This is a genomic window from Gallaecimonas pentaromativorans (genome assembly GCF_003751625.1).
Classification (GTDB): Bacteria; Pseudomonadota; Gammaproteobacteria; order Enterobacterales; family Gallaecimonadaceae; genus Gallaecimonas; species Gallaecimonas pentaromativorans.
In genome coordinates this window covers 24,604-36,816 of record NZ_RJUL01000013.1, presented here as the reverse complement: position 1 = coordinate 36,816, position 12,213 = coordinate 24,604, and the positions used below count along the sequence as shown (strand labels likewise).

At 60.6% G+C, this 12,213-nt stretch carries 13 protein-coding genes; 1 reads left to right on the top strand and 12 read right to left on the bottom strand.

Going from position 1 to position 12,213, the window contains the following annotated elements:
* Window positions 1-243: 243 nt before the first annotated feature.
* Genes EDC28_RS18850 through gspC form a run of 12 tightly spaced genes read right to left on the bottom strand, consistent with a single transcriptional unit; the run spans window position 244 to window position 11,514 of the window.
* Window positions 244-996 carry a type II secretion system protein N gene (locus EDC28_RS18850; protein ID WP_123422641.1) on the bottom strand — a complete coding sequence of 251 codons (753 nt, stop codon included), beginning with the start codon at window positions 994-996 and terminating at the stop codon, window positions 244-246.
* The gene (gspM, locus tag EDC28_RS18845) at window positions 996-1,466 is read right to left on the bottom strand and encodes a type II secretion system protein GspM (protein ID WP_050658806.1); all 471 of its coding nucleotides are present in this window, start codon (window positions 1,464-1,466) and stop codon (window positions 996-998) included. Before gspM ends, EDC28_RS18850 begins: the two co-directional genes overlap by 1 nt.
* On the bottom strand, window positions 1,463-2,644 hold the full coding sequence (gene gspL / locus EDC28_RS18840) for a type II secretion system protein GspL (protein WP_050658807.1): 1,182 nt from the start codon (window positions 2,642-2,644) through the stop codon (window positions 1,463-1,465). The genes gspM and gspL overlap by 4 nt, the downstream gene beginning before the upstream one ends.
* Window positions 2,644-3,597, bottom strand: a complete 954-nt coding sequence (gspK, locus tag EDC28_RS18835) for a type II secretion system minor pseudopilin GspK (RefSeq protein ID WP_123422640.1) — start codon at window positions 3,595-3,597, stop codon at window positions 2,644-2,646. The genes gspL and gspK overlap by 1 nt, the downstream gene beginning before the upstream one ends.
* Complete coding sequence (gspJ, locus tag EDC28_RS18830; RefSeq protein WP_123422639.1) at window positions 3,597-4,220, bottom strand: type II secretion system minor pseudopilin GspJ; 624 nt, start codon at window positions 4,218-4,220, stop codon at window positions 3,597-3,599. The genes gspK and gspJ overlap by 1 nt, the downstream gene beginning before the upstream one ends.
* On the bottom strand, window positions 4,217-4,585 hold the full coding sequence (gene gspI, locus EDC28_RS18825) for a type II secretion system minor pseudopilin GspI (RefSeq protein ID WP_050658810.1): 369 nt from the start codon (window positions 4,583-4,585) through the stop codon (window positions 4,217-4,219). Before gspI ends, gspJ begins: the two co-directional genes overlap by 4 nt.
* Complete coding sequence (locus tag EDC28_RS18820; protein WP_123422638.1) at window positions 4,579-5,322, bottom strand: prepilin-type N-terminal cleavage/methylation domain-containing protein; 744 nt, start codon at window positions 5,320-5,322, stop codon at window positions 4,579-4,581. Before EDC28_RS18820 ends, gspI begins: the two co-directional genes overlap by 7 nt.
* A 3-nt stretch (window positions 5,323-5,325) precedes the next feature.
* Window positions 5,326-5,760, bottom strand: coding sequence for a type II secretion system major pseudopilin GspG (gene gspG / locus EDC28_RS18815; RefSeq protein WP_050658812.1), 435 nt, complete (start codon window positions 5,758-5,760; stop codon window positions 5,326-5,328).
* A 19-nt stretch (window positions 5,761-5,779) separates the two neighbouring features.
* Window positions 5,780-7,000, bottom strand: a complete 1,221-nt coding sequence (gene gspF / locus EDC28_RS18810) for a type II secretion system inner membrane protein GspF (protein WP_123422637.1) — start codon at window positions 6,998-7,000, stop codon at window positions 5,780-5,782.
* Window positions 7,000-8,526 carry a type II secretion system ATPase GspE gene (gene gspE / locus EDC28_RS18805; protein ID WP_050658814.1) on the bottom strand — a complete coding sequence of 509 codons (1,527 nt, stop codon included), beginning with the start codon at window positions 8,524-8,526 and terminating at the stop codon, window positions 7,000-7,002. The genes gspF and gspE overlap by 1 nt, the downstream gene beginning before the upstream one ends.
* Window positions 8,519-10,600 carry a type II secretion system secretin GspD gene (gene gspD, locus EDC28_RS18800; protein WP_050658815.1) on the bottom strand — a complete coding sequence of 694 codons (2,082 nt, stop codon included), beginning with the start codon at window positions 10,598-10,600 and terminating at the stop codon, window positions 8,519-8,521. The genes gspE and gspD overlap by 8 nt, the downstream gene beginning before the upstream one ends.
* Window positions 10,601-10,626: 26 nt before the next feature.
* Window positions 10,627-11,514, bottom strand: a complete 888-nt coding sequence (gene gspC, locus EDC28_RS18795; protein WP_170164178.1) for a type II secretion system protein GspC — start codon at window positions 11,512-11,514, stop codon at window positions 10,627-10,629.
* Window positions 11,515-11,814: 300 nt separating this feature from the next.
* Here gspC and hslR point away from each other — a divergent pair, with 300 nt between their 5' ends.
* Window positions 11,815-12,213, top strand: a complete 399-nt coding sequence (hslR, locus tag EDC28_RS18790) for a ribosome-associated heat shock protein Hsp15 (RefSeq protein ID WP_050658817.1) — start codon at window positions 11,815-11,817, stop codon at window positions 12,211-12,213.

Sequence of the window (12,213 nt, the reverse complement as noted above, 5' to 3'; positions counted from 1 at the left end):
TCAGTACCTGTAGCAGGCCCGGTCGTCACCGAGCCTGACTCATGCATTGGCGGGAAGCCTCAATCTTGTTCGATTAAAGTCTTTTCATCCAACAGGTTTTTTAGAACAAATGGTTCGAGAGCCTAGCTTGGCCAACACCCGGGCTGCCGCAACCTTATAACCCGGCCCGGCTGAATGATGGCAGTCAACTTAGCCCTACCGATAAAAAAGCCCTCCGAAGAGGGCTTTGTCATAGCGCTCATCTTAGCGCGGCAAGGTGCCCTGGAACTGCACCGGGTAGCGGCCGTCGCCGGCAGGGCGGCCGAAAAAGGCAAAGGCATCGCGCAGGTTTTTGGGCTGATCGGCGGCCGGTTTGGCAAAGCCGCGAATGTGATAGCGCTGGCCATCTAGGCGCGCTTCCAGCTCCAGGCCCAGGCGCGGCGGCGTGTCGCGGATAACGGCAGTCACCGCGCCCTTGTCGCAATCAAGGTCGGCATCGATGCGGCCCAGATTGAAGTCGCCAAACTTGTTGGTCACCGACGCATCCAGCCACTGAGCCTTGCCTTTGAGGGCCTCACACCAGGGCTGGCCTTGACGATACTGGGCAATAGCCACCGACAACTCACCGCCCACCTGGCTGGGAACCGGCAAATGCACCCCTGCCACCAGCGGCGCCACGGGCACCCGTACAATGAGATTTTCAATGGCCAGCTTACCGCCAAAGCCAACAGCGAGATCGCCGCTCAAACGGGTGCGATCCGGTCGGCTTTTGATGCTGGCCGCCACCTTGCCGGTAAAAAGCGCCAGAGGATGGAGCTGCCAGGTCACGTCCTTAAAGGCAGTGCCAGCCAGGCTCAGGCTCTCTACCCGGCCCTGCCACACCGTGCCGGAAACCCCCTCTATGCCCACCTCTTTTGGCAGCTTGGCATGGCCCAGCACCACCGCTGCCGGCAGTTGCCACACCAGCGCCACTAGGAAGAACACCAGGCCCAGCCCTATCCATTTTGCTGCTTTCATCAGGCCCCCGTCAGTTCCAGCCGCCGCACCTTCACCATGCCCGGCTTGCCGGTGGCGGCGATATCGGCCTGGGCCACGCTCAGCCCTTCTTTGAGTTGCAGCTGGGTGAGCCAACCCACCAATTGCTCAAAGGGCACTTCGTCCACCCAGACGTTAATGCTGCCGTTACCCGGCTGCAGGCGGTCGATGCGAATGCTGAACTGGTTGGCGCTGCGGGTAACCCTGTCGGTCAGGCTGCCGGCGCCGCTGGCCAGCTTGCCGCCCTTGGCCGCCAACACCCGGCTGCCCTGCTCGCGCAGAAAGCTTAAATCGCCCTGGCGATTGCTAAGGGTCTGGCGAGCCGAGGCCTCGGCCCCTTGCAGGGGCTGCCAGATAACAAAGTAAAAGAGCCCCAGGGCAAAAAAGGGAGAGGCCCAGGTGAGGATCTGGCGGTCACGGGGCGCCAGGTTGTTCCAGTAGTCCTTGATCATCCCTTGCTCCTTAAGATGAGGGTGCCGGAGACGCCCCCTTCCACCGTGCTTTGGCCGCCGGTTTCCACGCTGTAACGGTCGGCCAGGGCCGCCTTGAGTTTTTCAAAAGCGGCAAAGTCCGGGGCCGTGGTCAATAGCCTCAGCTCGCCGCGGCTGGCGTCAAAACGCAGGTTGTCCGGCTTGATGTTGCCCACCTTGGCAAAGGTCAGCGACAGATCGTTAAGCATGGCCAGCAGGCTGGCGTTGGCAGAGCCGCTGACCAGATTCTTCAGTTTGCCGCGCAGCTGGGCCCGCACCGCGCCGGCACTCACCAGCCGCTCGCCGGGAAAGAGGCGTCCATAATCGCGGGCAATTTGCTGCTCAAGGGCCGACGACTGGGCAGACAATTGGTAAATGGCCACCCCTTTACCCACCAGCGCCACCAGCAACAGCACCCCAAAGCTGGCTGCCACCGGCCACCAACGTTTGACTAGGGTATTGGACTGGGATTTGCGCTGGTAAGGGCCGCTTAACAGGTCAACATTGAGGGCATCGGCCTGCTTGGCCGGCACCGCCAGCGGCAGCTCGGCGGGTAGCTGAGTCTGGGTGCAGGTGAGCGGCAAGGTGACATCGCCATAGGCTTCTACCGGTTGCACGTCGTCGCCCACCAGAGGCGCTACCACCCACTCGGCCAACTCTTGTGGCACGGTTAGGCCGGTGTAGGCGCCGGTGCGCAGCAGCAGCTCACCGTCGATACCCAGGGCCGACCAGGCCCCTTCCACCAGCGGCAGGGCCAGGAAATCGGGCACCAGTTTCCACGGCTCGATACCGGCCTCTTCCAGCCAGCCCAGCCATTCCTGCATCAGCTGGTGGCGCACCGCCAGCACCGCCACTTGCTCGCCCTGGGGCTTGAGCAAAAAGTGCAGGCTGTCGACGTCGTCCGCCAGCTCTTCTTCGAGCATGAACGGTACCGCCTTTAAAAACTGGCGGCTCTTGTTGGCCTGCTTGAGGGCGGTGCAAAAAAAGCTGCTGCCCGGCGCCAGTACCAGCACCCGGCCGTCAAGGCCGGCCAAATCGCCCAGCCGATTGGTGCTAGCCAGGGCGCCGCTGGCCAGCACCTGGCCCTCACTTGCCGACCAGTGCAACCAGGAAACCGGCTGGCTTGCCGTCACTGGCAGCCGTATAACCAGGGTATTCATTACAAGCGTCCTCCCAGACGGCGCCACAGCACCGTCAGCTTGTTATCGTCACCTTTTTTAAGAAGGCTTTGCATATAAAGGGGCCGGTCCTGGAAGCGCCCTTCCAGGTCGACAAAATAACGATCCGAGGTGATCACCAAGGCATCCTTGGCGCCCTCGGGCAGATTCTTCACGGCGGCCAGCGTCGGGTCGGCCCAGGCCCCCTCGACGGTGTCGTAGCCTTTCTCGGGGCGGTCGGCCAGTACCCGCTTGGCGTCTTCCAAGGTCATGGGGGCCAGCACCGCCGCCAGCACCACCGCATTGTCTTGCGCCAGGGTATTGATGTTCAATTCCAGCTTGGTGTCGTCCAGGGCGCACACATAGGGACTCACCTTCTGGTAGATAGCGGCACTAACACCGTTGACCATGCGCAGTTCGGAGCGGTCTACCATAGGGCCGTTGGCGGCAAGGTAAGGATGCTCGCGGCCCTGATATTCGGCGTCTTCGGCGCCAAAGCTGGAGCTGAGATCGCTGTCGTCATCAAGCCAGTCACGCAGAGAGAAGGCGATGGTCTCGGCCTGGAAGCTCTCGACATCCAAGTCTTCCAGCAGCGCCTGAAACTGGGCACGGTGGCTGGCGCCGTCGTCGCCGGCCAGGCTGTTGAGGTTAAAGCAGGTACGGGCGTCGCGGATATGGCCGCGAATACCGCCGCCTTCCACCGGAAAACTCTGCTCCTTGTTCCAGTCCTGGCTGAGGTTGAGCTTGCCGTCTTTGTCGTCCAGCAGCCGGTGCAGGGCAAGCTCGGCATAAGCTTCGCCGGACAAAGCATAGAAATAGGCCTGGTGCTGCCCCAACTGGTTGCCGGTGCGCCGGATATTAAGGCCAAGACGCGAGGTCATGCTGGCGGCCACCACCACGATGGCGGCCAAAATCAGCATCACGGTAATAAGGGCCACCCCTTGCTGGCGCCGCATCAGCTGTCCTCCTTGGCCTTGCCCCGGCCTTTGGAAGGCGTGGCAAAGCGGCGCACGATTTCGCCGTAATCCTTGAGCTTGAGGGTAATGGCGATGGCCTGGGGCAACTCGGAAGCGGCCCAGTTGTCCTGCCAGTTTTCGCCGTCGTAGTAGCGAATTTTCAGCTCTTCGACGCCGGTGAGCAGCACCTGGCGCTGGGGCTCTACCCCCACTTCAGGGTCAGGGTAGAAGTAGTACTGCTTGATAAGCTCGCCTTTTTCCAGGCGGTAGGCGGCCAGTTGGATCTCGCTTCTGGGCAGCATCGCCGAGGGGTTCTGCCAGCCCCGGCGGGTAAAGAGGATGCCGTCGTCTTCGCTGTCGAGGAAAAAGTGTTTACCGGCCAGCACTTCCGATTGCTTGTCGCCATTGGGGAAACGCACCTGGCGGCTGGAGAGCTGGGTCATGTCCCGCTCTATGGTGAGCATGGCCTGCTGCACCTCGGCCAGGCGTTTGGAGGCCTCCTGGCTGGAGCGGTCGGCCAGGCTGACCTGGTTGAATACCGAGTAGGCCGCCACCCCAATCAAGGCGAAGATGGCCATGGCCACCATCATCTCAATCAGGGTAAAGCCGCGCTGGCGCCTCATTTCTTTTGCTCCTGCACGGCGCCGTAGCGGCGTAGCACCGCCTCGGGGTGGGAGAGATCGCTGTTTTTAGAGACCGTCACTTCCAGGGCGTAAAAGTCTTTGTCTTCGGTTTTAAGCTTCTTGATTTGCCAGTACCACTCTACCCCGGCCTGGGTTTCGGTGCCCTTGGCGCCGTCTTTGACGGCGCTGTAGAGGCTGTCGTTGAGCTTGTTGGTGGCCACCCAGTCGGCCAGGGTTTTGTCCTTGAGAATGGACAGGCTGCGGATGTTGGCGGTCACCGCATTGATGATGGCAATGGCGGCAATGGCGAAGATGGCCATGGCCACCAGCACCTCGATAAGGGTAAAGCCCCTGGCCCTTACCATTTCACCTCTCCCTTGCTCCAATCCATATCTGGGTCTTGCGGCTGGCTCAGGGTGCCATTGGCGTGACCGTCAATACAGGTGGCCACCACTGCGTCCGGGTCGCCACTGGCCAGCAAGGCACGCTCGCGGCTCTGGCGCTGGCTGTCAAAGAGGCCATCCAGTAGCGAGCTGTGCACCTTGTACAGACACAGCTCGAAGGGCATGAACTCGCCGGAGGAGAGGAAGAACAGGTGGGGAGTCAGGCGTTTATCCTTGCCGTCTTTGCCGTCTTTGCTGTCTTGGTTGGCGCGGTTGTCATCGTCGCCACTGGTAAAGGCATCGTCCGGGATCAGGCTTTCCCCCAGAGACAAGCCATCCAGCACTAGGCTGCCGTGAATACCCGGCTGGCTTTGCCAGTTTTTAAGGACATTGTCGTCATTAAGGTCGACCCAGGCGCCCTTGGGGCCGTCTGGGTCGTCTTCGGTGCCGGGCACCGGGGCGTCCGGGTCAAAGCGCATCACTTCCACGCCGCCCTTGCCGTCGAATTTCAGCCCCAACTCTTCGGAGCGCATGATGGCTTCGTCGTGCATCAGGGCAAAGCGCGCCTGCCAGGCATCGGCTTCCTTATCCACCAGCTTACCGTCGCTGGGGCCACCAAAGGAGACGGAGACCATAGCCACCATCAGCCCCATCAGCAGCAGGACCACCAGGATCTCGATAAGGGTAAAGCCATGGCCTTGGGCGCGCGGGGCTGTCATCGCTTACTTCTGGAAGTCCTTGAGGTTCCAGTTACCGATGTCGGCATTGAGCTCATCGCCCCCTTCCTGGCCGTCGGCGCCTAGGGTGTAGAGGTCATAGCGGCCATGCTCACCGGGGTTGATGTAGATGTAGTCGCGGCCCCAAGGGTCGGTAGGCAGACGCTTGATGTAACCGCCCTGGCGGTAGTTGCGAGGCGCCGGGGTGGGCTCTTGCACCAGTGCTTGCAGGCCCTGCTCGGTGGTGGGCAGGGTGGAGTTGTCCAGGTAATACATCTCAAGGGCCGACTCCAGGCCATTGATGTCGGCCACCGCTTTTTGGACCATGGCCTTGTCTTTGTTACCCAACACGTTGGGGGCGACGATGGCGATCAGCATGCCGATGATCACCACCACCACCATGATTTCGATGAGGGTAAAACCCTGTTGTTTCTTGTTCATACAGCGACTCCTTGGCAGCTCAGGCCACCATGTTGTTCATTTCCAGAATGGGTTGCAGGATAGAGATCATGATGAAAAACACAATGGCGGCCATGGTCACCACCATGGCCGGGGTCAGCACCCCGAGGGTCACGGTAACCAGGTTGGAAAACTCCCGGTCCTGGTTGTCGGCGGCGCGCTCCAGCATCTGGGTCAGCTCGCCGGACTTCTCCCCGGAGGCGATCATGTGCAGCATCATTGGCGGAAACAGTTTGGTCTGGGTCAGGGCCTGACGAAGGCTGGTGCCCTCGCGGACCTTGGTGGTAGCCTCGGCTACCGATTCTTTCATCACCAGGTTGGTCAGCACGTCACCGCTGATGCGCATGCCCTCCAAAAGCGGCACCGACGAGGCCGAGCAAATGGCCAGGGTACGGGCAAAACGGGCGGTATTAACGCCGCGCACCACCTTGCCCAGCACCGCCATGCGCAGCAAATAGCCGTGCACCTTGCGCCGAAAGCCGGTTTTTTTCATGGCCCGGCTAAAACCGACCCCGGCCAGGATAACCCCCGCCAGTACCAACAGCCCCCAGTCACGGACAAAGTCCGAGGCGCCAATCAAAAAGCGGGTACTGGCCGGCAAGGTGGCGTTCATGTGCTCGAACTGGCCCACCACCTGCGGCACCACCGAGGTCAGCAGCAGAGACACCACGCCGATGGCCACCAGGGTCAGCATGATGGGGTAGATCATGGCCTGCTGGATTTGCTGCTTTACGGTCTGGCGCTGCTCGGTGTAGTCGGCCAGGCGGTTTTGTACCGTATCCAGATGCCCCGATTTTTCACCGGCAGCCACCATGGCGCAGTACAGCTCGTCAAAGACATTGGGAAACTCGGCCATGGAGTCGGCCAGGCTATAGCCTTCCACCACCTTGGAGCGCACCGCCATCAGGATGCGCTGAAGGCGCGGCTTCTCGGTTTGGTCCGCCACCGCTTTAAGGCATTCTTCCAGCGGCAGCGCCGATTGCACCAGGGTGGAGAGCTGGCGGCTGATAAGCGCCAAATCGCTCACCGACACCTTGGTGCCAAAACCCAGGCCGCGGGCTTTGCCACGGGCCTTTTCCTGCTGCACGCTCTCGGCCAGGGAAACCGGCATCAGCCCCTGGTCGCGCAGCGCGCTTCGGGCGGCGCGGGGGCTGTCGGCTTCCAGAACGCCTTTTTTCTGTTTGCCTTTGGCATCCAGGGCAACGTATTCAAAAGCCGCCATCAATCCTCCCGGGTAACCCGCAGCACTTCCTCAAGGGAGGTGATACCGGCCTGGACCTTGGCAAAGCCGTCGTCGCGGATGCTGGGCACTGACTTGCGCACCTGCTTGACGATGGCCTGCTCGCCACGGCCATTGTGGATAAGCTCGCGCAGCTTCTCATCGATGATGATGAACTCGTGAATGCCGGTCCGGCCGCGATAGCCGGTCATGTTGCAGTGTTCGCAGCCTTTGGGGTGGAACAGGGTGAGCTTTTTCTCTTCAAGGTCCATCAGCTCCAACTCGCCTTTGCTGGCTTGGTAGGGGCTGCGGCAATGCGGACACAGACGGCGCACCAGGCGCTGGGCAAGGACCCCCAACAGCGAGCTGGAGATCAAAAACGGCTCGACCCCCATGTCTTCCAAGCGGGTAATGGCCCCGGAGGCGGTGTTGGTGTGCAGGGTGGACAGCACCAAGTGGCCGGTGAGCGACGCCTGCACCGCGATCTGCGCGGTTTCCAAATCGCGAATTTCCCCCACCATCACCACGTCTGGGTCTTGGCGCAATATGGCGCGCAGACCGCGGGCGAAGGTCATGTCTACCTTGGGGTTAACCTGGGTCTGGCCTATGCCTTCGAGGTCAAACTCGATGGGATCTTCGACGGTAAGGATGTTGCGGTCTTTGGAGTTGATCTCCGACAGCCCCGCATAGAGGGTGGTGGATTTACCGGAGCCGGTGGGGCCGGTGACCAGGATAATGCCGTGGGGCTTGCGGATAAGGCCCTCGAACTGGTCGCGCACCGACTTGACCATGCCTAAGTCTTCGAGATCCAGGCGCACTGCGTTTTTATCCAATAGACGCAGCACCACCCGCTCGCCGTGGTTAGACGGCATGGTAGACACCCGCACGTCCACGGCGCGGCCAGCAATGCGCAGGCCGATACGGCCATCCTGGGGCACCCGCTTCTCGGCGATGTCCATGCGGGACATGACCTTGATCCGCGACACCAGCAGGTTGGCGAGCTTGCGGCTGGGTTTGAGCACTTCTTTCAAGACGCCATCGACCCGAAACCGCACCACCAGCGCCTGTTCGAAGGTTTCGATGTGGATATCCGAGGCCCCTTCTTTAATGGCCTCAGACAGCAGGGCGTTGATAAGGCGTATCACCGGCGCGTCGTCGTCGGAGTCCAACAGATCTTCGGTCTGGGGCAACTCTTCGGCCAGGGCGTTCAAATCGAGATCGGCGCCGATGTCTTCCATCAACTGGCGAGCGGCGCTGGAGTCGCGCTGGTAAGCGGCCACCAGCTGCTCTTCAAAATCGTGGCCATTGATGGGGGTAGGAGCGACCCCCTTGCCAAGAAAGCGCCAGGCTTCCAGCAAAGCGGACGGCTGGGCGCCGTCGCGCAGGTAGAGCTGGCCTTCGGTAAACAGCACCCCGTGGCGTTTGGCAAAGGCAAAGGGCAGGCGCCCTGCCGCCCGCTCCTGCTCGGGGCTGAGCTCGGGCGCTTCGGTGGCCTCGGCCAGTTCAGCGTTGAGGCTCTGTTCAGTCATGCTTGTTATCCCGGTCGCGGATAAATTCAGTCAGCCCCGGCGGTTGGGCCAGGCTGTCGTCCCAAGCCGGCATTTCGGGCACGTCCATAAAGGGCATCAGGCTGATGCCCTCTTCCTTACGGCGCATTTGTTCGTCGTGCACCAGGTTGTATTTCTCGCGGCTAAGGCCACGCATGGTTTCATCGTCACGGACAATCACCGGGTGGATGAACACCATCAATTTACGCTTTTGCTTGGTGCTGGAGGTGGACTTGAACAGGTTGCCAAGGATGGGAATGTCCCCCAGCAGCGGTACCTTGGACACCGATTCCTGGGTCTGCTCGTCAATCAAACCGCCCAGCACTATGGTGTCGCCGTTGTGCACCAGTACCGTGGTGTTCACTTCCCGCTTGTTGAGGGTGATATCCACCGCGGTGTTACCGGAGCGGCTGGACACTTCCTGTTTGATGGCCAGCTGCACCGAATCGCCGTTGTTAATTTGCGGGGTAACGTTGAGCTTCACACCCAGCTGTTCACGCTCGATGGTCTGGAAGGGGTTGGAGTTGTCGGAGCTGGGGGTTGAGCCGGTCAGCAGCGGCACATCCTCACCGGATACAAAAGACGCTTCTTTGTTGTCCAAGGTGGTGACCGAGGGGGTCGACAGGATGTTGGCCTTGGTATCGGAGCTCACCGCGTTGACCAGCGCGCCCCAATCACCCTTAAACACGCCCCACAGCGCGCCATTGACCCCACCCAGGGCCGAGGCCAGGTCGGAATAGTCGGCGGTATTGTTGGTAGAAGTGGTGGTGGTGATGTTAGTGGACGGGTCCACCGTAGTGGTGGTGGTACCGCTGTTGACCGTCGCCGCAGTATAAGCGCCATATAGGGTGGTCAAGCTGGGAGCCGAGCCGTTGGAGAACTGCTGGGCACCGTATTTGCTGGAGAACCACTGCACCCCAAGGTCGGTACCGTCGGAGTCATAGATCTCGACGATCATCGCCTCTACATGCACCTGGGCACGGCGGATATCCAGTTTTTTGACCACGTTCACCAAGTTGTTGATGAGGTCCGGCTGGCCGGTGATCACCAGGGCGTTGGTTTCTTCATGGGCCTTGATAGACACCTGCTGGCGGCCATTGCTGGCGGTGCGGATGGCCCCCTTGTCGCCTTTTTGGTCCTCGGCCTGGATGGTGTCAGACACCCCTTGCAGCACGTCGACTAAGTCTTTGGCTTTGGCGTACTGCAAGTAGACCACCCGAGTATTACCGGTGCTTTGCTGGTCGGTATCCAGACCCTTGATGGTCTTGATGATGCGGTCGCGGGCCTTGGACTCACCGGATACCAGCACCGAGTTGGTACGCTCGTCCGCCACCACCTTCACCGCCAGCGGCGAGGAAGTATTGTTGTTGGCAGTCGAGCCCTTGTTGAGGTCGTTGATGATGGACACCACCTGGGCGGCGGAGGCGTACTTGAGCTTGACCACCGCCACTTCCTGGTCGCCGGCCTTGTCCACCCGCTGGATGATTTGGCCGATACGGTCCACCACGCCACTGCGGCCAGTGACGATCAGCACGTTGGAGTCATCGTAATGCACCACGTTGCCGGCACCGGCGTTGTCCACCAGTTGGCGCAGTAGCGGCGACAGTTCCCGCACCGCCACGTTATGCACCTGGAAGACCCGGGTGATCATCTCGTCACCGCCTTCCTTGCCAAGCTTACCGTCCACCACCGGGATGGCGCCGGTCTTGGCGTCTTTGGCTTTGACCACCTTCAGCACGCCGTTGGGCATTTCCACTACCGCAAAGCCATACACGTCCAGCACGTTTTGGAAGAACTGGTAGTACTCATCGGCGCTCATTTGGTCGTAGGAGCGCACGTCGATTTTGCCGCGCACCGACGGGTCAACCACGATGGTTTTCTTCAGTACCGCCGACACGGTAGAGATGAATTCGTTGATGTCGGTGTCGCGGAACTGGGCAGAATAGGTATTGGGCTTGGCCGATTCGGCGGCCTGCAACGGCAGGGCCGGGGCACTCAGCAAAGATGCCAGCAGCATGGCCGCCAGGGTCGGCTTGAGGCCTTTATTGATGACCATAGGTTTTCCTTTATTCTTCATGGCGGTCATTGCGCAATATTGATGTTCAGGCTCATGGGCTGGCCACCGCGCTCGATGTCGAGGCTCAGGCTGTCGAGCCCTTGCAACTGGCCGAGGATATCCAGGGCCTGGGCCGGGTCGCTCAAGTCATAGCCATTGATGGATTTGACCAAATCGCCGCTTTCGAGCCCCAGCTGCTTAAACATGGCCGGGTCGCGGCCAGGCGCAACCCGGTAACCGGTAATGTTGTCCCCTTCGCGGGCCGGGCTGAAACGCACCAGATCGCCAATGGACTGCGGGTTGTCACGGACCTGCCTTAAGGTGGCTTTCACTTCGGCAGCCGGCACCGTAGCGGTGGGAGCAGGTTTGCGACCCGCAGGGGCTGCCAGCACCGACAACGGTTGGTATTCCTTGCCGTCCACCATCAGCGCTTCGGTCTTGCCGCTGTTATCCAGCAGCACCCTGTCCCAGAGGATGCGGGCCACCTTGGCGCGGGTGCCTTTGATGTCGTCACCGACCCGGTAGGCCATCTGGCTGCCCTGGCTTTCGATAATGGCCACGCCGCTGCCGGTATGGCTTTCGGCCACCAGGCCGGTAAGGCGCAATTTCAGGCGAGTTTCCGGGGCGTCCACCAGTTGCTGGGCAGGCTGGGCCTGCTCGGCGCCCACATCGGCCACCCCGAACATGGGGTAACCATTCAGGCCACTCAAATCAAGGTCGGTGCCAGAAGCGTTATCCTGCTGGGGCTGCCAGGGCGATGGCCCTGGGGTAGGTGTCAGCAGTAGCCACACCAGCCCTGCCAGCAGCCACAAGGCCACCATGGCGGGCACTATCGTCAGCCACCTGCGCAAAGCAGATTCGGGAAGACGCCGGGCCAGAGTGCCGGCGCGCTCAAGAAGTAATTCAGAATTCATTATCTTTACAGCTCCCTGCATAACCCCACATCCATGGTGGAAGCTGCGACCCCTTCAAAAAGTGATGCGCAAAATGTGCACTAATTGTTTCTAATTGGTTTATCAACAGCAACTTGCTAGTTAAAACCATGGCTTTGGCAATTGCAACGCAAGCCTTGGCGTTTCCAGAGTAAAGTCTCAGCATGACGACCAAGTTGCAATAGATGGATAAGACAGGTTCACCCCATGGTGAGACCCTGCCCACAAAACTGCATCTGCGCCTGATCTTGGTCATAATGCCCCAAGCAAGTGAAGGTGCCTATGACTGACAAGCAAAACGATCAAAAAGTTCGCCTGGACAAATGGCTCTGGGCAGCCCGGTTTTTCAAGACCCGCTCCCTGGCCCGCGCCCAGGTGGAAGGGGGTAAGGTGCATTACAACGGCAACAGGGTAAAAGCGGCAAAAATCGTGGAAGTGGGGGCCCTGGTCAAACTCTGGGCCGGCAGTGACGAAAAAGAAGTGGCTGTCCTGGCGCTGACCGAGACCCGGGGCCCGGCCAGCGTTGCCCAGCAGCTCTATGAAGAAACAGCCCAAAGCGCCGAAAAAAGAGCCAAAAATGCCGAGGCGCGCAAGCTCAATGCCCTGTACAATCCGCACCCCGACAGCAAGCCGGACAAAAAGCAGCGCCGGCAGCTGAGAGATTTCAAGCATCAGGAGTAA